Genomic DNA, 20,692 nt, shown 5'->3' with positions numbered 1-20,692 from the left:
CAAACCCTCTTATTGTTCTGTCAGCGCGCGTACATCGACGCCGCTTTCCAGGCGCGCCAACTGCGCGTCATCGCTGATGCCAAAACCGATCTGCGTGACGGCCATCGCGGCAATCGCCGTGGCGCGGCGCAAAGTGTGCTCAGGCGTATCGCCACTGAGCAAACCGTGAAGCATCCCGGCCAGCAGCGAGTCGCCAGCGCCCACGGTACTGGCCACCGTCACCTTGGGTGGCGTGGCGTGTAGAGCCGCGCCTGGGCGGTACCAGGTCACGCCTGCGGCGCCGTCGGAGACCACCACATGCTCGACGCCTTGCTGATGCAATTGGCTGATGGCATCGGTGGCATTATCCAGGGCCTCTGCCAGCTCTTCGGTATTGGGTTTGACCAGCCACGGGCCAGCCTGCAAACCAGCGCGCAACGCTTCACCACTGGTGTCCAGGGCGACTTTCAAACCGAGGTCTTTCAACTGACCCAACAGTGCTTGAAACCACTGCGGGCTGACGCCGCGCGGCAAGCTGCCGGCCACCACCACCGCATCGAATTGCGCACCCTTCTTCGCGATCATCTCAAGCAGCGCTGTTTGCGCCGCTTCACTCACCAGCGGCCCCGGCGCATTGATATCGGTGACACGTCCGTCCTGTTCGGCAATCTTGATATTGCTGCGGGTTTCGCCCGGCACGCGGACGAACGCATCGCCAAACCCGCGGCTGGCGATCAGCGCGTCGAAAGCCTGAGGGTTCGCGTCACCGAGAAACCCGCCAACGCTGACGTGGTGGCCCAGGTCGGCCAGCACCTGCGCCACATTCACGCCCTTGCCGGCCGCGTGGGTCAACATCGCCTCACTGCGATTGACTGCACCGGGCTCCAGGCGCGCCAGGCGCACCGTCAGGTCCAACGCCGGGTTCAGCGTCAGGGTCAGAATCTTCGCCATCTACACGGCCTCCACTAGGGCACGCACTTGCGCGGGCGAACCCACCGCCAGTGCTTGTTGCGCCAGGCCCTGGGCCTCGCTCAGACTGAATTCGCGCACCCGCGCCTTCACTTCAGGAATGCTGCGAGCCGACACGCTCAACTCATCCACACCCAGGCCGACCAGCACCGGCACCGCCAGCGGGTCTGCCGCCAACTCACCGCACACGCCGACCCATTTGCCATGGGCATGGGCGGCGCGCACGGTGATGTCGATCAGTTGCAGGACTGCCGGGTGCAAGCCATCGGCCTGGGCCGACAGGGTCGGGTGGCCGCGGTCGATGGCCAGGGTGTACTGGGTCAGGTCGTTGGTGCCGACGCTGAAGAAGTCGACTTCCTTGGCCAGTACCGGCGCCAGCAAGGCGGCTGACGGCACTTCGATCATGATGCCCAGTTGCAAATCGGCGACCGGGATTTCCAGGCGCAAGCGCTCGGTCATGTCGCGGGCGGCGCGCCATTCATCCACGCTGCCGACCATGGGGAACATGATGCGCAGCGGCCGGTTATCCGCCGAACGCAGCAGTGCCCGCAATTGCGCTTCCATGATCTGCGGGCGTTGCAAGGTCAGGCGAATGCCGCGCACGCCAAGGAAGGGGTTTTCTTCCTGGGCGATGGGCCAATAGGGCAAGGGCTTGTCGCCGCCTACATCGAGGGTGCGCACCACCAGCGGGCGACCGCCGAGCCCATCGAGGACGCGGCGGTACTCGGCTTCCTGGGTAGCCTCGTCCGGCGCCTGAGGGTGGGCCATGAAAATCAGTTCGGTGCGCAGCAGGCCAATGCCTTCGGCGCCCTGCTCCACCGCACTCGCCACACCGGCGCTTTCACCGATATTGGCGAACACTTCCACGGCGTGACCGTCACGGGTCAGCGCCGGCTCGTGGCGTTGAGCCGAGGCAGCTTGCAAGCGTTGTTCGCGGGTGTCGCGCTCCACGGTGGCGCGTTGCAGGGTGGCGGCGTCCGGGTCGACATGCAGGCGACCGCGCTGGCCGTCGAGCAGCAGTGGCGTACCGGCGCTCAGCAGCAGCACCGCAGCACCAGCACCGACCAAGGCGGGAATCCCCAGGGCGCGCGCGACGATGGCGCTGTGAGCGGTGGCACCACCGCGGGCAGTCAGAATGCCGGCTACGCGGGCCGGGTCCAGGCGCGCAACGTCCGAAGGGCCGACTTCATCCATCACCAGAATGTAGGGCTCGCTGGGCTCCTGGGCGGTTTCGACGCCGCACAACTGCGCCAGCACGCGACGGCCGATGTCACGCAGGTCAGCGGCACGCTCGGCCAGCAAGGCGTCCTGCAAGGCTTCCTGCTGCTTGGCGGCGGCTTCGATCACGCTCATCCACGCAGCTTCGGCGCTTTCGCCTTGCTTGAGGCGGGTATCGACTTCGTCGGTCAGCTCCGGGTCGTCGAGCATCTCCTGATGGGTAATGAAAATCTCGCGGATGGCCTTGGCCTGGCTACGCTCGATCAGGCCCTGGATATCCTTACGCACATCGCCCAGGGCGGCGTGCAGGCGTTGGCGTTCGATGGCGGCAGACTCACCGCGCAGGGGGTAATCGAACAGCTGTGGAATCTGGATATGCGCCGGGCCGATGGCGATGCCCGGCGCGGCGGCGATGGCCTGGATCTGGCTGCCGCTCGATGGCGCGCTGAGCACCGGCTCGATATCCACAGGAGCAGGCTGGGCGCTCAGGGTCGGCAATGGTTCGACCTCCTCGCCAAGACCCTCCTCTACCGCGGCCAACAGTGCAGGCAGTGCATCGCCGGCAATCGTCGGCTCGGCGACAAACTCCAGCACCTGGCCACGACGCGCACCGAGGCTGAGCAACTTGCTCAAACTTTTGACCGATACCGCGCCCACCGGTCCATCAACGATGCGCACGCGGATATCGCCATCAAAACTTTTCGCCAGTTGCGCAAGGATCTTGGCTGGGCGTGCGTGCAGGCCGTGGGCGTTGGCCAGGCTGATGCGGGCGCTGGGCCAGTCCGGTGGCAATTCGCCGCCCAGCACTTCAAGCACCGCACGGCTGCTGGTGGCACGCCCCAATTCCTGGCCGCGCCCTTCAATCAACAGGGCACACAAGCGTTCAAGCAATGTTTGGTGGGCTTCGCCCAGGCTCGCCAGGCAGAACAGGCCATGCAGCGGCTGGCCGAGGTAGCGCATGGGTTTGTCCGGCGTGACAAACGCCAGGCCCGGGCGCTTGACTGTCTGTTCGCTGTGCAACCACCACAGGCCATCGCCCAGGGGCAACGCGTCGACCTGTTGCAACACCGCAGCAAAACCATTGCTCACGCAGTCGGCCTGGCGCAGCAGGCGCGCACCGCGCCATACCAACTCTTCAAAATCATCGGCAGACACGCCCAGGCTGATCATCTGCGCATCCAGCGCCAGTTCCTGGGGCGCACCTTGCAACAGCTTCAACAACGCTTCGGCACTGCCGGCACGGCGCAACGCCTGGCCGAGGTCGGTTTCACCGAGGGCACGGGTCAGCAGTTGCAGCAAGCGCAGGTGTTCGTCGGATTTGGCGGCGATGCCAATCGCCAGGTAGACGATCTGGCCATCACCCCAGTCCACCCCTTCGGGGAACTGCAGCAGGCGCACACCCGTGGTGAACACCTGGTCGCGGGTCTCTGGCGTACCGTGGGGAATGGCGATGCCCTGGCCGAGAAAGGTCGAACCCTGGGCTTCACGGGCTTGCAGGCCGCTCAGATACCCCTCGGCAACCAGGCCATCGGCCACCAGTTTGTCAGCGAGCAGGTGCAAGGCAGCAGATTTATCCACAGCCACCTGGCCCATGGATATCTGCTCTACAGTGAGCTCAAGCATGCCGTTCTCCTAGTTAGTGCGATGTGCGCACTAGGTATTGTTTTGAATAAATCAGCGCGAGACGTTCAAAAATAACTGACTGAGTGGTCAATTGGCAGTAGCCACTCAGCGGCGAACATCGTAAAAATACGCTTGCTGAAACGTTTAATCTAGAATTTATGGCAGATTACGCGTTAATTGCGCAAGCTTGAAGCACCACTCGGCACCTGTCGTGGGACATTGGTCGTGGGCTGGAATCGGTTACGATTGGACAAAATGTCGGGGCACGCTCTAAAAAACAAGGAAATCCCGGTTTGAAACTCAGTGATATTGCACGTCTGGCCGGTGTGTCCGTGACCACCGCCAGCTATGTCATCAATGGCAAGGCCGAACAACAGCGCATCAGCAACGCAACCGTTGAGCGTGTGCGTGCCGTGGTCCAGGCCCATGGTTTTACTCCCAACCCTCAAGCCGCCGGGCTGCGCAGCCGGCATACGCGCACCCTGGGGTTCATCCTGCCAGACCTGGAAAACCCCAGCTACGCACGCATTGCCAAGCTGTTGGAGCAAGGCGCCCGGGCACGGGGCTATCAGTTGCTGATTGCCAGCTCCGATGACGAAGCCGACAGCGAACGCCAACTGCTGCAACTGTTCCGTGCGCGGCGTTGCGATGCGTTGTTCGTCGCCAGTTGCCTGCCGGCCAGCGATGACAGCTATCGCGACTTGCAAGCCAAGGGGTTGCCGGTGATTGCCATCGACCGGGTGATGGAGCCTGACCAGTTCTGCTCAGTGGTCAGCGATGATCACCAGGCCTGTCAGCAACTCACCAGCAGCCTGCTACAACCGCTGCCCAAGCAAATCGCGCTGATCGGCGCACGTCCCGAGCTGAGCATCAGCCAGGAACGTACTGCGGGTTTTCGTGAAGCGCTGCAAGACTTCACCGGCGAAGTGATCATCGAACAGGGCGAAGCCTTCAGCCGTGACTGTGGCCGACAGCTGATGGAGCAACTGCTGCAGCGCCTGGGGCATTTGCCTGACGCACTGGTGACTACCTCCTACGTGCTGCTGCAAGGCGTGTTCGATGCGCTGCATGACTTCCCGCTCCGGTCGCGGCCGCTACGCCTGGGCACCTTTGGCGACACCCAACTGTTGGACTTCCTGCCGCTGCCAGTCAACGCCATGGCCCAGCAACATCAACTGATCGCCGAGACAGCCCTGCGCCTGGCCCTGGCGGCCATCGAAGAAGAGCAGTACCAACCGGGCGTGCATGCGATTGGCCGCACGTTCAAGCAGCGCATTCACGAGGCCTGAACGTGGAGCTGATCGACACCCACACCCACCTGGACTTTGCGGACTTCGATCACGACCGCCCGCAAGTCCTCGCCCATAGCCGTGAACTCGGGATACGGCGTCTGGTGGTACTGGGGGTGTATCAGAAAAACTGGCAGCGGCTGTGGGATCTGGTGCAGCAGGACGACGGTTTGTTCGCTGCCTTTGGTTTGCACCCGGTGTATCTCGATGAGCATCGCCCTGCCGACCTGCTGGAGCTGGGTGACTGGTTGACGCGCTTGCACGGCCATCGGCAACTCTGCGCCGTGGGCGAAATCGGTCTGGATTACTTCCTTGAGCACCTGGATCGCGAGCGCCAGCAAAGCCTGTTCGAAGCCCAGCTGAAACTCGCGGCGGATTTCCAACTCCCCGCCTTGCTGCATGTACGCCGCAGCCACGCCGTCGTGATTGCCACGCTCAAGCGCATCCGTCTACCGAGGGGCGGGATCATTCATGCGTTCGCCGGCAGCATTGAAGAGGCCCGCGAGTACATCAAACTGGGTTTCAAACTCGGTCTGGGCGGCGCCGCCACTTGGCCCCAGGCCCTGCGCATGCACAAGGTACTGGCACAATTGCCCCTTGAAGCCGTGGTACTGGAAACCGATTCGCCGGACATGGCCCCGGCCATGTATCCCAACCAGCGCAATAGCCCGCAGCACCTGCCGGCTATCTGCACCGCCCTGGCTGAGCGTATGGGCATCAGCCCTTTATTGCTGGGTGAGACGAGCACACGCAATGCGTGCGAGCTGTTCAACTGGTAGCGGGCTGATGACCTGCAAGTTCAAGGTCATCCTTTGCCGATAACGGGCATAGCGCACGACCAGCAGATGAATCAACACCGCGACCAGCGAAATGTTCAACTGCCCGATCACGCTGAGCAGCCCCAACCACTCTGCGAACAACGCCATCAGCAAGGTCGCGCACGTCAGCATGATCATGCCGGGCCGGACCAGCGCCCACTGGTCCAGGGCGCGAAACTGACGCAACTGCTTGTGGCAGCACAACTGCAGGCCCGAGTGGCAGTACGCACAGTCAAACGGTACTTCCATGGCGATGGCGTTCAGTTGCCAAGGCTTGAGTTCAAACGTCATGTTGCACTGGGCACAATGCCCTTTGATGCCGATTGCAGCGGCCATCGTCGTATCCCCTCGTGACCGTGACTGATGAAACAAATTCTCACCCATTCACGTCGCGATAAAACACAGCCCGGCAAATCAGGACAAATGCCACGTGATTCATGGCCCAGTCCCACAGAAAGTTCTTACACCCGAAACGCGCCAATCAATTGCTTCAGCTCAATGACCTGCGCCGACAACTGCCGGCTGGCCGCTTCGGTCTGTTGGGCGCCTTGTGCTGCATGTTCACCGGCGCGGTTGATTTGGACAATATTCTGGTCGATGTCGTGAGCGACCGCCGTTTGCTGCTCCACGGCAGCGGCGATCTGCTGGTTCTGGTCAACAATCATGCCTACGGCACCGAGGATATTTTCCAGGGCGTGCTGGACCTTTTCCGACTGCCCTACCGTGCCACTCGCCATTTCATGGCTACTGCCCATCGCCTTTACCGCTGCGCCGACGCCGCTGTGCAAGCGGCTGATCATTTGTTCAATTTCTCCGGTGGAATGCTGGGTACGCCGGGCCAGGGTGCGCACCTCATCGGCCACTACGGCAAAACCGCGTCCTTGCTCACCGGCACGCGCAGCTTCGATGGCCGCGTTGAGCGCCAGCAAATTGGTTTGCTCGGCGATGCTCTTGATCACCTCCAATACGCTGCTGATGGACTGGCTATCGGCCGCCAACTGATTGATCACCCGCACCGACTCATCGATCTCCAAAGCCAGGCGTGCGATTCCGCTTTGTTGAGATTGCACCAGCGCCCGCCCGCTGACGGTTTCATCATTGACGCTCTGTGCACTGTTGACCGCCGCCGCCGCGCTGCGCGCTACCTCCTGCGCGGTGGCAGACATCTGGTTCATCGCCGTTGCCACTTGTTCGATCTGGCTGCGTTGGCCGGAAACCGCCTGGTTACTCTGTGCCGAAACCGTCTGTACCTGGCTGGCCTGCAACTCGACCTGGCTGACCGTATGCCCGACGCGCTCAATCAGGTCGTGGATCTTGGCCACGGTGCCATTGAATACTTGGCCCAGGTCTCCCAGCTCGTCGCGGCTGTGGGCGACGAAAGTGACCGTCATGTCACCGGCCGCGACTTTGTCCATCATCGCCCCCAGGCTGCGCAAGGTAGTGCGGGTGGAGACAAAGAAACCTGCATACAAGTAGAAGATCAGCGCAAATACCGCCACCAGGGCCGCGACCAGCAACACCATGTGCAGGCGGTTTTGCGTCAGACGCTGCTCCAGTTGCTGGCCGATGAACGCTAAGGTGGCGTCATCGAGTTGATAGGTCTTGGCCATCAGTTGACTGACGCCGTCGTAAAAACCTTGCCAAGGTGTATCCAGGGTCTCGGCCATCACCACCTGTTCTTCGAACAACTCACTGCCTTGCTTGAGGCTGGCCTGGCTGGCTTGCGCCAAGCTATCGAGTGCTGCATGCGCGGCGTTGCTGGCGCCCAGCGCGTCCTGCAGCTTCAAGCCGTATTCGCCCTGGAGCTTTTCCACCTGCTGCAGTAACTCGTCAAAGCGCGTACTGGAGGAGGAATTGATAAAGCCCTGGCCCAGGGAATACGCGCCCATCGCGCGGCCCTCACCGAGTAGTTGGGTGACCTGTGGGGTGACCGCAGTGACCAGGTCGCTGAGTTGGCGCAGGTCACTCTGCACATCACGGCTCAAGCCGGCTTGGCTGGCGATAATTTGGCTAAGCATCTGGGCCTGGTTGAGTAACTTGCCGATCAACGCCGCTTTGTTGAGCAACGAGGTTTCCTGTTGCTGCGCCTTGAACGCGGCGATCAGCTCGTCGCGCTTGTTTTCAAAAACCTCGACTTGCTCGGGCTGCGTCGCCATGGCGTGCAACCCCTGCAACCGCTCCAGCACACCTTGCTCCAGGGCAGTGATCTGCGCTTCAAGATCAGCCGCCTTGCCGGACTGCCCGAGAATGACGTTGATCTGCACCTGGTTGTTGAGCGTTTCCAACTCACGACGCAATGCCAGGCTGCTGCCAAGCAGGTCGAGACTTTGCAGTTCGACACGGGTGCCCTGGAATTCGCGCCACGAGTCACGCACCAGGTAATAGTTGGTCGCCAGCATCGGCAGCAGAAACAGCACGCTGATCAGGCTGAACTTCATGCCGAAGCTCAGGCGGTTCATCAGCGCAACGGCAGGATAGAGCAAGCTCATCACAGGTGACCTCCCCTTCTTTTATTGTTATTGAGGCGCAGGGCGGCGGCAGATAGCCACTATTTGGCGCTCTGTCTGTATAGCTCAATTCGAAGGGAAGTTTTGTAACGTAAGGTTAACGGCAGATCCGGAGAGCACATGTAGGAGGGCTTGCCCCCGTAACCACGATGCGAAGCGAGCCGCTCTTGATCTTGATCTGCTTTTGATCTTGATCTTAAGCGCCCCGTCAAACCACGCTGGCCGGAATTCGACAGGGATTTGGGGGGTAAACCGGCAGGGATGCCGGTTTAGCCGCCCCGCGCCATGGATGGCGCGTGGCGGCGGCCCCCCAAATCACTGGCGGATTACGGGCACACCGAGCCTAAGCGAGGTGCCGAGTGGTGGGGCAAGAGCCCTTTGGTTACTTTGGGGCTCTTTTCCAAAGTGACCCGCTGTAAAAGCGGAACCAACCGTGGCCGTTACCGCAGGAATGGATATGTACTCGGTCTGATCCAGCACCCTGGTCGGCCCGGAGGCCGCCATCGGGAGCAAGCCCCCTCCCACAAGAGGTGTAGATCCCGGTGGTCATCGGGGACAAGCCCACCTCCCACAGTATTCAGGGCAATACAGTCCAGATGGCAAACCCGGCATACCACAACACCGCCGCACGCAGCAGCAGCTCCCACAACCGATCCAGGCTATTGATGCCGTCAGCCCCCACCACTGGAGGAGGGATTTCAGCCGCGGCCAGCCCGACCTTTTCCATCAACTGCGCCGCGCTGATGTCCCAGCTCAGCAGTTCGTGGAGCATCACCCGACTGACCCCGACAAAGTTGCCCACCAAAGCAAAGCTCGCCGCCAACAGGCGTACCGGCAACCAGTCAAACGCGTGACGCAACTGCGCGGCACGTTCGGCCACCAAGGGATTCTGGCTATGTTCGCTGGCCAGCGCCAACAGCCGGTAGGCCAAAGCCGCCACCGGGCCCAGCAGGAAATACCAGAAAATCACCGCAAAAAAGCTCTGGTACGCCTGCCACAACAGATAGCCCTGGACCCGCTCCAGCAATTGCTCGCCACTGTCGGCGCCAAGCTTCAGGTCGCGCTCGGCCACATGCTCTGCAGCTTGCAGGTCGCCACGTCGCCAGGCATCACGGAACGGCCCCAGCCCTGCCAATAAATCACCACGGCCCAGGCTATAGATAACCACCAGCATGTGCACCGGTAACGCCAACAGGCCATAGGCCACCGGCTCCAGTACCAACAACAACAGCGCCAGCAACGCTACCGGCAGCAGCACCAGTAGCGTCAGGATCAGCCAGGGTCGCTTGCCCATGCGCGGGCTCGACTCCAGCTTGGCCAGCTCACGCAGCCATCCACCGTCGCGCTGCAACCGCAGGCGCAAGGCCGAGAACTTCTCGATCCACACCGCCAGCACCAACACCAGGAAACTCATTGTTCGTGTCCTCCATCCTGCAGGGCGCCGAGAAAGCGCGCCCAATCAAAAGCGGGGCCCGGGTCGGTCTTGCGCCCCGGAGCGATATCGCTGTGACCACAAATACGTTGGCGAGTGATCTTTGGGTAAGCCTTGAGCAACTGGCGCGTCAGCTCGGTCAGCGCCGCGTACTGGGCATCGGTGAACGGCAGTTCGTCTGTGCCTTCCAGTTCGATCCCCAGCGAGAAATCATTGCACACCTCGCGCCCCTCGAAGCTGGAAATACCGGCGTGCCAGGCCCGGTCCCGGCACGAGACAAATTGCGTCACAGTGCCGTCACGTTCAATCAGAAAATGCGCAGACACGCGTAGGTGGTCGATACCGGCAAAGTAGGGGTGCTCTGACACATCCAGACGATTCTGAAAAAACTCTTGCACCTTGCCCGTGGCAAACTGCGCTGGAGGCAAGCTGATGTTATGCACCACCAACAGCGAGATTTCGCCTTCAGGGCGCTCGTTGAAGTTGGGCGACGGGCAATGACGGATGCCCTGGCACCAACCGCTGGCGGGGTCCAACTGCATACAGGCTCCTGAAATGAGACGAGGTGTTACCAGTATGCCGCGTTCCACCCTGCGGTTGCGATCACGTGCCGCGTTTGAGTTGACGCAGGTCGCCCATCACCGCAGCCAATGCACGCTCGAACAAAGGGCCATCATCCAGCGTGCGCAGCACACCACGCTTGAACGCATGGGCTAACTGGTCGGTAGTTTTTTCCAGAACCTTGAGCCCGGTGCGGCTGACGAAAATACAGGTATTGGCAGGCGGCATGATTGCCGTCAACTTGCAGCGCAGGGTGATTTCCTGATCGTGCTGAAACGCTACCCAGGCGCCGATCTGCAACTGCCTGGCCTTGAGCAGGTCGGGGTCATCATCGGGCAGCGGCGCAACGACGGACGGCGCACCGGTGCCAAGCGTGAAGGACTCACGGACTTCGACCAGCACTTCGGCGCCGTCGCCCCCGCAACACTGAACATGCATGGTCTGCAACCGCCGGAAAAATTCACGGGTGCTGAAAGAGTCGAACGCCGCAGCGGCCAAACCGTCACGCAACGCCTTGAGCAACGCGGGTAGTTGCTCAAGCAAATGCCGGCCCGCTTCGGTGTCTTCCCGCAGGCCGACGCTCCAGATCAACTCATCCAGGGTGCGCAGCGCTGCCTGCCATTGCAGCGACTGTCCGCCATGCTTGAGCATGGCCAATAGCAACACCTGGCTCCAGGCTTGCTGGAGGAATTGCACCACAAACTGCGGCAGAACCTTGCCCGCCAGCCTTCGATCAAGCACCTGCGCCACACGTTGGCGGGCAGCCTCGGTATGCAGGCGCTCCTGCTCGGCCTCACGGGTATGGCGCTCAAGCAACTCGCTGCGCCTGGATTCATCAGCGGTAAACGCGCTGAATTGCGTCAGTAGCTGGGAGAAAATCGCCGGGGCTTCAACAAACTCATTCAATAAACGCTGCACGACCTGCTCGACACACAGGTACAGAGTATCGCGGGAGGCGTCTTCGGGCGGGTTCCAGCCCATGACGGCGCCCGCGATGTCATTGAGCAAGCGTCGCGCCGGATGGCGCGTGCAACTGAACAGGCTCTTGTCCAGCACGGCGACTTTCAGCAAGGGGATCTGCAAACGGGCGATCAGGCCCTTGAACGCGTCCGGCACGCTGCTATCACCGAGTATGAACGCGAACAGCATAGCGAACAGATTGATTACATCTTCGTCAGCATCTTCCAGGACCCGCGACTTGCCACTCTTGACGCTGACTCGGGTGAGCAGCTGTTCAAGCTGGTTACGCAGGTCGAAATCGTCTTCAGCCTCGGGCTCGGGAACGTATTGCTGCAAATGCGACAGCAGGCGTAGCAGATCACGGGTGGCAATGGGTTGCGGCTCGGCACTGGCTTCGAGCGTCGGCGCCACGCTGCCACGCACGGCTTGCAGTAACTTCTGCAATGCGCTGAACGCTTGCTGGCCGCTTTTATCGAGCGGCGGGTCGACGATCGGCTGGCTGGCGCGTTGGTGTTCCCGGCTGGCGCGCCCGCCGGGACGACGGGATGGCACGGCCTTGAGTTCAGGCAGTACACCAACGGCGACCAGCAGTTGATTGGCTTCGCCATACAACAGGTCCGCGTCACTGAGCACGTATTTTTCAAAGAGTTTGAGCATGATCAGTTTGACGCGGATTTCCACCCCCAGACTGCGCCCTGCCTGCAGGAAAAACTCACAGAGCAGTGCCGGACCCAGTGGGTTGGTATGGTCATCCAGTCGCCGGCCCAGCAATCGGCTCATGCGCGCGCTTAACTGTCCCAGGGCCAAGCCATCACGATGTCGCACCCGACCGAGCATCGCCTCAAGGGCTACGGCTTTTTCCATGTCGTCGGCACTGGTACCGGATACCGCTTCGTAGGACACCACCGGCACCAGGTGCAGATCGCCGCTTCCGGCCTGGCCCAGATTGGCGAAGGCGACAAACAGCTGCTCCATGAACACGCGTTCGAAGTTCTTGCGCTTGAGGCGCAGGTCGCGCATTGCTTCGAAAAAAATATGATGGTCGACGGTGCTTCGGGCCTTGTCAGCCATTTCGAACAGGGTGTCGTCGGCGTTATCGAACAGTTCCTGCAAACCCTGCTGCAATTGTTGCGCGGCCTTGTCACGCACCTGCAGCAACACCACCGGCAGACGCGCGAGCGGCGATGGCGTGGCCTGTGCCCTGTTGATAGGCACCACCTTTCCGTCATTGTGCATCCTGGCCTCCTGAAACGGCGGTGTTGAGAGGGGCAAAGAACGGGGCAGGCACGGCAGTGCGCTGCAAATAAACCGGCTACCACCTCGACGTCAAAGCTATGACGCCAATTGAAAGGCGCGAGATTATCTTGCAAATGAGGGGGGTTGCGCCAGCAAACTCTGCCTTTACGCTGTAAATGAGCGGCGCGCTGGGTTCGAACGCACGCAGCCCCTATAATCCAGGCACTTTGTTTGTGGAGCCTGTTATGCCGAACCTCCGTCTTGCCGACCTCACCGCCGAAATCGAAGCCAACGTGCGCCGCGCACTGCTGGAAGACATCGGCAGTGGCGATATCACCGCGCAGTTGATCCCCGCCGAACGGCTGGCCAAGGCCACGATCATTACCCGCGAAGCGGCTGTTATTGCCGGTACGGCCTGGGTGGATGCGGTATTTCGCCAACTGGACCCACGGGTGGCCGTGCATTGGCAGGTGGCCGACGGTGAACGTGTGAGCCCCAACCAGGCGCTGTTCCACCTTGAAGGCCCGGCACGCTCGCTGCTCACAGGTGAACGCAGTGCGCTGAATTTTTTACAGATGCTGTCAGGTGTAGCCACCCGAGCGCAGTTCCTCGCGGACTTTGTCGCCAGTACCCAGGTCAAGCTGCTGGACACTCGCAAGACATTGCCGGGCCTGCGCCTGGCGCAAAAATACGCGGTCACCTGTGGCGGTTGCCACAATCACCGCATCGGGCTGTATGACGCGTTCCTGATCAAGGAAAACCATATTGCCGCCTGCGGTGGCATTGCCCAGGCGATTACGGCCGCCCACAAGATCGCCCCAGGCAAGCCGGTGGAAATCGAAGTGGAAAACCTGGATGAGTTGCGCGAAGCCCTGGCGGCGGGAGCCGACATCATCATGCTCGATGAACTGAGCCTGGTAGACATGCGCGAGGCCGTGCGCTTGAACGCCGGCAAGGCCAAGCTGGAAGCCAGCGGCGGGATCAATGAAAGTACCCTGCTGCCTATCGCTGAAACCGGTGTGGACTTCATCTCCATCGGCGCGATGACCAAGGATGTGAAGGCAGTGGATCTGTCGATGCGCCTCAGTATCTGAGTAGTTGCCAGCTGCAAGCTGCAAGAAGGCTGCGAGACAACTTGCCGCTTGCAGCTTGAAACTCGCGGCTGCTTTTAAACTACAAGATTATTCATCTCGCAGTACTCGTCCCATTCGACGCCCAGCACCTCGGCCGCCTCTTTATGCAAGGCCAACCGTGCAGCTTCGAATTCTTCCGGTGTCGAGGTGTACTTGAGGGTCAACTCCCAAGGCTGGAGGCTCTGGCTCTCTGCCTCGTCCTCGAATGCCCACTGAATCTGATCGCGCTGGTCGTTAGCGCTCAGGTCCTTGATCTCTTCTTTAAGCTGCGGCGACTCCTCAAGGTATTGCTTGAGTGCTTCTTCGTGACGCGCTTGCTGGGTTATCTCAGTCGTGGTCATGTCGTTCTCTTGGATCGAGGAATGGGGATGCATCTGGGTCATCAAGGTTGCGCAGATACAAAAGAGCGAGCACGAATGCCGACTCGTCTGGCCTTCAGAACCATTCTGGGATCATCTGAAAACATTGCCTTTGAAGCAGTGGTGCGCTTTTGCCCGAGACAGGAATCGAACCAGTCGACTCAAACTCAGTAAAATCAATAATACCTGTAGCTACAAAAACGATTTAGGTACTCATTAAGGGACTCAGCAAAGACCAAGACCCGCCGCCAGCTCTCAAACCGCTGTGGAGCATCAGCTTAGCCCAAGCTCTGGGATTGGACTACCGCTTCGGATAACCACACGATGTTTGTTATTTATCCCTATCGACCCAGATGACTGTCATGTGGCGATCTAAGGAGCTTTCGGATCTAAACCTACCCTGGGCTCGCCTCGTCTACGCGGAGTTATTACGTGGCGCGACAAGCCTCGCTGCACCATCGAACTGAAGGGTGTATGCGTTCTATATTTCTGGAATTGCGCCGGCCACACTAGAGGTGTAAGGTGTAGCCTTACACATTACACAAGACGGGCTCAAAAAATGAAAAAGGAAAATACCTCCTTGCACCCGGGAAATTGGGTCCGAGAAAACATCCTCAAGCCTCGGAATCTCACGGTTACCGACGCAGCTAAGCTTATCGGTATAAGCCGTCCCGGGATTTCAAATTTCCTCAATGCAAAAGTGTCGGCGACGCCCGATATGGCCGCGCGGCTGGAGCGGGTGTTTGGCGTACCAGCTATAGATATTCTCAACCTCCAGAACTCCTTCGACTCGCACGCCGCCAAGACCGAAGTTGCCGCAGCAAGCGTGCGCGCCTACGTAACGCCGTTTCTTGGAATTTCAGGCAATGACATAACCGAATGGTTTTCTAAGACAATTTTGGCCCGCACCCGGTTATCGGTTCTGCTTCGCACGCTCGTCAATTCGACAGGAGAGAATCTGGAGAAAGTTGACTTTCCCGGAAACGACGACGCAGAGCGCCCTGGCTGGGACGGTTTTATTGAAGGCCCCCTGGGGACGCCATGGATTCCTGCCGGAGCATCGGGCTGGGAGTTCGGGGTCAATGCTGACATCAAAGCAAAAGCTGACGGCGATTTTGCGAAAAGCGTGAAAGCCACCAGTAAGGCTGATCGTCAAAACATCACGTTTGTGTTTGTTACCCCTCGACGATGGCCTGGAAAGGCTACATGGCTTACAACCATGCAAGCAAAGGGACTCTGGAAGGATGTTCGAGCCTACGATGTTAGTGATTTAGAGCAATGGATGGAGACATCCATTGCCGCGCAGACATGGTTTGCTAATCAAACTGAACGGCCATCAAGAGGCGTTCGAACTCTCGAAAAATGCTGGACTGATTGGGCAAATGTTGCAGCCCCACCCCTTCATCCGTCGCTCTTCAGCACCGCGAACGACGTCTGGCGCAGCCGTATAAAATCGTTCTTGTTGAAGCGCGACTCAGAGCCGCTTGTTATCACGGCCGACTCAGTTGAGGAAGCCGTTGCGTTCTTAAGCCAGATATTCAGCGAACCGGAGTTTGACCATCATAAAGACCGCGTGCTCGTGTTCGACGAATGCGGCGTGCTGCCAAAACTTGCCCAAAGCACAACCAATTTCATTGCGGTTGCGCACACGCGAGACGTCGAGCGGGAGTTCGGCGCCTATAGCGGGTCGTTGCGTACAATCGTGGTCTATCCGCGCAACGCCGCGAATGCCAATCCGGACATCATCTTAGAGCCACTCGGTTATGAGATTTTCGACAAAGCACTTGAAGCAATGGATAAGGGGCGCGACGAGATAACCAGGCTTGCTAATGCCTCAGGGCGCTCACTCACTGTGCTGCGGCGTAGACTTTCGACAATCCCAGCGATCAAAACGCCTGCGTGGGCTGCCAATCATCAAGCCGCCTCTAGCCTTGTTCCGCTCGCACTTTTAGGAACATGGGATACGCGTAACGATGCAGACCAAACAGCTCTTTCGCTGCTTGCGGGCGACCTCTCCTTTGATGCACTAGAGAGACGCATGCAGGAGCTGCTTCAGTTCAACGATTCCCCCGTGTGGTCCCTCGGAAACTATCGTGGAGTGATTTCCAAGATCGACTCGTTATTTGCGATTGCTGGGGCTGTCACCCTAGGTGACCTCAACCATTTTTTCGACATCGCAAAAATAATTCTGGGTGAGGACGACCCCGCTCTCGATCTTCCGGAGAAAGAACGTTGGGCGGCAGCCATCCACGGCAAGAAGCGCGAGTTCTCTTCAGCGCTTCGCGAAGGCATTTCTGAGACGTTAGTTTTGCTCGCTGTTCATGGAAAGCATCTTTTCGGGAAACGCCTTGGCTTTGATGGTGAACTCGCTGCTGCCCAGCTAGTGAGGGAACTCCTTGAGCCGCTTGAGACCCGGAAGCTGGAAGCGAACGATCGCGATCTTCCTCTATACGCGGAAGCTGCCCCCAACGAGTTCTTGAGCATTATTGAGCGCGACCTCAGATCAGAAACGCCTTGCACGCTCGGACTGCTGCGCCCTGTCGCGGCAGGCCTCTTTGGCTCACCTAAACGAACAGGTCTTCTGTGGGCGCTTGAAGGGCTGGCTTGGAACCCCGCAACTTTTCCTCGGGTCGTCAAAATTCTGGGACGGCTCGCCGAAGTCAAAATTGGCGACAACTGGTCAAATAAGCCAATTGGCTCACTGGGGTCGATCTTCAGAGCGTGGATGCCGCAGACGGCTGCTGACCACGACTCGCGACTGAACGCTATGCGAATGCTACTGGAGAAGCACCCCACAATAGGCTGGGAGATCTGCCTCCAGCAGTTCGGCGATTTCGGGAGTCGCGTCGGAGACTACACCCAAAAGCCGAAATGGAGGCCCGACGGATATGGGTTTGGCGACCCCTTCAGCACTTGGGGGCCCGCCAATAACTTTGTTCGCGAAATGGTCAAGATGGCTTTGACCATGCCGTCCTACACAGCCGACATGATTTGCGACCTCATCACTCGGCTCCACGCGCTATCTGTCGAGGATCAAGAAACCGTCTGGAAAATCATCGACGGATGGCAGCAGGCCGGGGCCAGTGACGCCGACATCGCCCGTGTGCGCGACAGAATCCGTGTGACAGTACTGTCAAGACGCGGCCGAAAGAAGGCGGACGAAGGTGGACAAGCCACCCTTTCGAAAATTGCAAAGGCTGTTTACGCTTCGATGGAGCCGACCGACATCATCAATAAGCACGAATGGCTGTTCCGGCAGGGCTGGGTCGAGGAATCGGCAGATGAACTCTCTGGTGAAGAGCTGGATTTTCAGGCGCGCGAACGCCGGATCGAAAAGCTCCGATTCGAAGCTTTGACTGAGATCGCAGCCAACAGTGGGCTACGTGGAATTTTCAACCTTGCCATGAAAGGCAATTCTCACCGGCAAATCGGCTGGTATCTGGCGCGTGGAATCTTAAACGCAGAGCAGCTTGAAGAGCTGATTCTCCAGTGCCTTAGCAAGGAGAATGACTCCGGCCACAACAGCATCGCAACTGGTGTTTTGGGGGCACTTGATCGAGATCAGCACAAGGCTCTCTTCGCGAGTTTGCGCGATAAAATGTCTGAGCAGGATGCTCTTCGCATGCTCCTTTTCTCACCCTATCGTAGAACGACGTGGGCACTCGTGGATCAACTTTCAGCTGAAGCGCGTCGTAGCTACTGGCGTGATGTCACACCGGAATTCATATTCGATGCGCCGGATCAAAATAACGAAAGCATCGGGCATCTGCTTGGCGCGAAAAGACCGCGTGCCGCCTTCTCCTCCGTTCACTTCAAGCTCGATGAGGTACGTCCTGAACTTCTGGTTCGGCTGCTTTCCGACATACCCAAAGACGGCAATGATAAGGAAGGCGAATATCAGCTTCAAAGCTATGCAGTCCAGCAAGCCTTCAAGCTGTTAAACCGAAATCCCGACGTGCTGCTCGAGGAAAAGGCAGGGCTGGAGTTCATTTTTATTGATGTACTCGCTCGATCACTTCGAGGTGGTGACGGACATCAGATTCCGAACCTGGAACGCTATATCGAAGATCATCCCGAAATGTTCGTGCAGGCGATCGCTTGGACGTACAAGCGCAAGACTCCCGGCGAAGATCCTCCGGAGTTCAGTGCGGAATATGGACGGGAGGGCTTGGCTCTCAGGGGCTACAACTTGCTGGAAGCTTTGGAGCGCATACCTGGACAGGATGAAACCACTGAAGAGTTGGCCCGCGAGAAGCTGAACGAGTGGATATCGGTGGTCCGCAGGCTTTGTTCCGAGCTCGACCGCGCAGAAATAGCCGATGTTTGCCTTGGCAAACTTTTGGCCCGCGCCCCTGAAGGAAAGGATGGAGTGTGGCCCAACGAGCCTGTTCGCAATGTTATGGAAGACTTGGAATCCGAGGAAATATCGCGGGGCGCTCATACGGGACTGTACAACGCCCGCGGGGCGCACTGGCGGGGCGAAGGAGGAGGTCAGGAGAGAGAGCTCGCAGCCAAGTATCGCAGATGGGCGGAAGCCCTCCACTTTACCCATCCGTTCGTCTCCTCGTCTCTTCTTATGTCAATGGTGGAGACCTACGAATATGAGGCAGAGCGGCAGGATACCGAGGCAGGTATTCGACGACGCCTTCGGCACTGACCCTACCCATGGCGTTGAGGCTTTTAAAGTGAAATTTACGTTTCTATGGCTAGTAAAAATTCAAGAAAAAATCGAAAAAAACTATCGCGCGTAAGCCTTTTCCTACAAACACAAGGCGTGCGAATCTTTGCACGAAGGGATTTGTAGGAAATTGACCATGCTTAAGCAAAAACCAGCTGATCAAAAAACATACAAATGTATATATTCTTCTATGAGCCCCCCCTCAAGGCTGAATAAATTGAGGGGTGCCGGCTTAAACACGTTTTTTATCCACAGGCTTATGCACAAAATAAAAAGATATGCACAAGCAAAAAAGCTGAAAAAACGCTTGATGTCTTCTCTGGCCATCATTAGAGTGTCAACAAGCAGACAGCAAGCAGACAGAACGAGGCGATTAGTCAAATTAATGACTGACGCTTGTAAGAGATTGGCTTTTGGCCTAAATGAAAAGTCCCGCGAAAGCGGGACTCAATCGGCCGTAAGGGGGAATGTTGTCGAGACGCCCCCCTTACGGCTACCCAAGCGCAGAACCTGAGGAGCGAGATTCTATGCGTACGCACACTGTTTGTACAGCATACAACCAGTTGCGGCCGCAGCTTCGGGGTTCATGCGCATTTATCGCCTAAGGAGAATCCTCATGGCAAATGGCAAAACTCCCGGTTCCAATACCGGTAATAACGGCGGCATTTTTCAGGAACAAGGGCCACGCGGCGGCAAGCGTCCCAACTTCACCACTGTTCCTGACAATACGCGCCTACCACCAACCAGCCGTCCGGACTCTACATGGGTTCCTACCCACAGAACTCCAGATAGCAGCCGTTGATCTGAAGTAAAAAAGGCTCCACCTGATTAAAGGTGGGGCCTTTTTCTTTGGTAAGAAATTTAGCAAACCATTGCTTACACTTGCTCGGCGCATAGAACACAGGTAATGCCCGTGCTTCCGGCCGACGCCTACCGCTTGATTTAATGCTGCCAGGCCGAATGGTAACTGACCCGGCGCCGACCTTTTCTCTAAATCAGTATTAAAAGACACACATCCAACCCGCCGCGATAAGTCTAGTGACAGCTTCACTATTAGTGATCGGCGGTATTCCGCTCTATCGGGTACTGATGGCCTGTAAAAAGGTCCTTACACCTCTAGGAGGTGTGGTGACCTTCTCGAGATAAACGCCGTTAGGCGCAACCCGACGCTCCATGTAACGTCTGGGCATCTGAAAGTATGAACGTCCATTATTTTCGCTCAACTCCTAAATTATGCGACACACGTATTGGACCTTGATCTTCTGTCTGCGCGCTGTCGCATAAGTGTGTCGCAAGTGATAATTTACCTGCGATAACTTATGCGACAGGTGCGCGATGCAGACCTCAGGACAGCTAATTGGATACGCCAGGGTTTCGACGCAAGCTCAAGATCTAGAGCAGCAGCGACTTACCCTAGGGCAAATTGGATGCAAGCGGATCTTTGAAGAAAAAGTCAGTGGGGCCAACCGAGACCGTCCGGAACTGAGCCGACTGCTTGATCATCTGCGGCCAGGCGATGTGCTGATCGTAACCAGATTGGATCGATTGGCTCGCTCAACAACTGACTTGCTCCATATTGCAGAGCGGCTCAAAAACGTAGATGCAGGCCTACGCTCTATTGCAGAGCCTTGGGCGGATACCACCTCACCAGCAGGTCGCATGGTGTTAACGATCTTCGCAGGGATTGCTGACTTTGAACGGTCACTGATTGGCGAGCGCACCAGCGCCGGGAGAGCAGCGGCCAAAGCTCGCGGCGTTCGGTTTGGTCCTAAACCGGTACTCACACCGGAACAGATCAGTCATGCGCGGCAATTGATTGCCGAAGAGCAACGGCCTGTTGCAGAGGCAGCCCGTCTATTGGGGGTTCATAGAGCGACGCTGTATAGAGCACTGTCCAAGTAGTGCGCGCCGCCCGTGCTTTAGATTGATT

General features: G+C 58.5%; 13 protein-coding genes. 5 read left to right on the top strand and 8 right to left on the bottom strand.

Going from position 1 to position 20,692, the window contains the following annotated elements; translation table 11 throughout:
- Positions 1-9: 9 nt before the first annotated feature.
- Complete coding sequence (gene pfkB, locus FW800_RS14975; protein ID WP_223017578.1) at positions 10-930, bottom strand: 1-phosphofructokinase; 921 nt, start codon at positions 928-930, stop codon at positions 10-12.
- Entirely contained in the window at positions 931-3,789 is a 2,859-nt protein-coding gene (gene ptsP / locus FW800_RS14970) for a phosphoenolpyruvate--protein phosphotransferase (RefSeq protein ID WP_446437893.1), read from the bottom strand.
- 293 nt (positions 3,790-4,082) lie between these two features.
- Here ptsP and cra point away from each other — a divergent pair, with 293 nt between their 5' ends.
- Positions 4,083-5,078: a catabolite repressor/activator gene (cra, locus tag FW800_RS14965; RefSeq protein WP_005784701.1), complete on the top strand. Its 996-nt coding sequence runs from the start codon at positions 4,083-4,085 to the stop codon at positions 5,076-5,078.
- A gap of 2 nt (positions 5,079-5,080) precedes the next feature.
- On the top strand, positions 5,081-5,857 hold the full coding sequence (locus FW800_RS14960) for a TatD family hydrolase (protein WP_446437892.1): 777 nt from the start codon (positions 5,081-5,083) through the stop codon (positions 5,855-5,857).
- Here the strand turns inward: FW800_RS14960 and FW800_RS14955 are convergent.
- From FW800_RS14955 to FW800_RS14935, 5 genes are all read right to left on the bottom strand, one after another.
- Positions 5,804-6,232: a hypothetical protein gene (locus FW800_RS14955; RefSeq protein WP_078820269.1), complete on the bottom strand. Its 429-nt coding sequence runs from the start codon at positions 6,230-6,232 to the stop codon at positions 5,804-5,806. The two genes, FW800_RS14960 and FW800_RS14955, sit on opposite strands and share 54 nt — an antisense overlap.
- A gap of 125 nt (positions 6,233-6,357) precedes the next feature.
- The gene (locus FW800_RS14950) at positions 6,358-8,388 is read right to left on the bottom strand and encodes a methyl-accepting chemotaxis protein (RefSeq protein WP_446437891.1); all 2,031 of its coding nucleotides are present in this window, start codon (positions 8,386-8,388) and stop codon (positions 6,358-6,360) included.
- Positions 8,389-8,980: 592 nt separating this feature from the next.
- The gene (gene ampE / locus FW800_RS14945; protein WP_032877836.1) at positions 8,981-9,817 is read right to left on the bottom strand and encodes a regulatory signaling modulator protein AmpE; all 837 of its coding nucleotides are present in this window, start codon (positions 9,815-9,817) and stop codon (positions 8,981-8,983) included.
- The gene (gene ampD / locus FW800_RS14940; protein WP_005784693.1) at positions 9,814-10,377 is read right to left on the bottom strand and encodes a 1,6-anhydro-N-acetylmuramyl-L-alanine amidase AmpD; all 564 of its coding nucleotides are present in this window, start codon (positions 10,375-10,377) and stop codon (positions 9,814-9,816) included. Before ampD ends, ampE begins: the two co-directional genes overlap by 4 nt.
- 61 nt (positions 10,378-10,438) lie before the next feature.
- Positions 10,439-12,592: a DUF1631 domain-containing protein gene (locus FW800_RS14935; protein WP_446437890.1), complete on the bottom strand. Its 2,154-nt coding sequence runs from the start codon at positions 12,590-12,592 to the stop codon at positions 10,439-10,441.
- Positions 12,593-12,837: 245 nt separating this feature from the next.
- On the opposite strand from FW800_RS14935, the gene nadC reads away from it, so the two are divergent.
- Positions 12,838-13,686: a carboxylating nicotinate-nucleotide diphosphorylase gene (gene nadC, locus FW800_RS14930; RefSeq protein WP_032877839.1), complete on the top strand. Its 849-nt coding sequence runs from the start codon at positions 12,838-12,840 to the stop codon at positions 13,684-13,686.
- A gap of 74 nt (positions 13,687-13,760) precedes the next feature.
- On the opposite strand, the gene FW800_RS14925 is transcribed toward nadC, so the two are convergent.
- Entirely contained in the window at positions 13,761-14,066 is a 306-nt protein-coding gene (locus FW800_RS14925; RefSeq protein ID WP_446437889.1) for a DUF6388 family protein, read from the bottom strand.
- Positions 14,067-14,643: 577 nt separating this feature from the next.
- On the opposite strand from FW800_RS14925, the gene FW800_RS14920 reads away from it, so the two are divergent.
- Together FW800_RS14920 and FW800_RS14915 are read left to right on the top strand one after the other, a co-directional pair.
- Positions 14,644-18,741 (top strand): HigA family addiction module antitoxin, encoded by a 4,098-nt coding sequence (locus FW800_RS14920; RefSeq protein WP_446437888.1) that lies wholly within the window; start codon positions 14,644-14,646, stop codon positions 18,739-18,741.
- Between the two features lie 1,356 nt (positions 18,742-20,097).
- A complete protein-coding gene (locus FW800_RS14915) occupies positions 20,098-20,664 on the top strand; it encodes a recombinase family protein (protein WP_160049692.1) in 567 nt (188 codons plus the stop codon).
- Positions 20,665-20,692 lie beyond the last annotated feature (28 nt).

It is taken from the genome of Pseudomonas sp. 910_23 (assembly GCF_052850795.1).
Note: the sequence above shows the minus strand (reverse complement) of the source record. Positions and strands in the feature narration are given on the sequence as shown.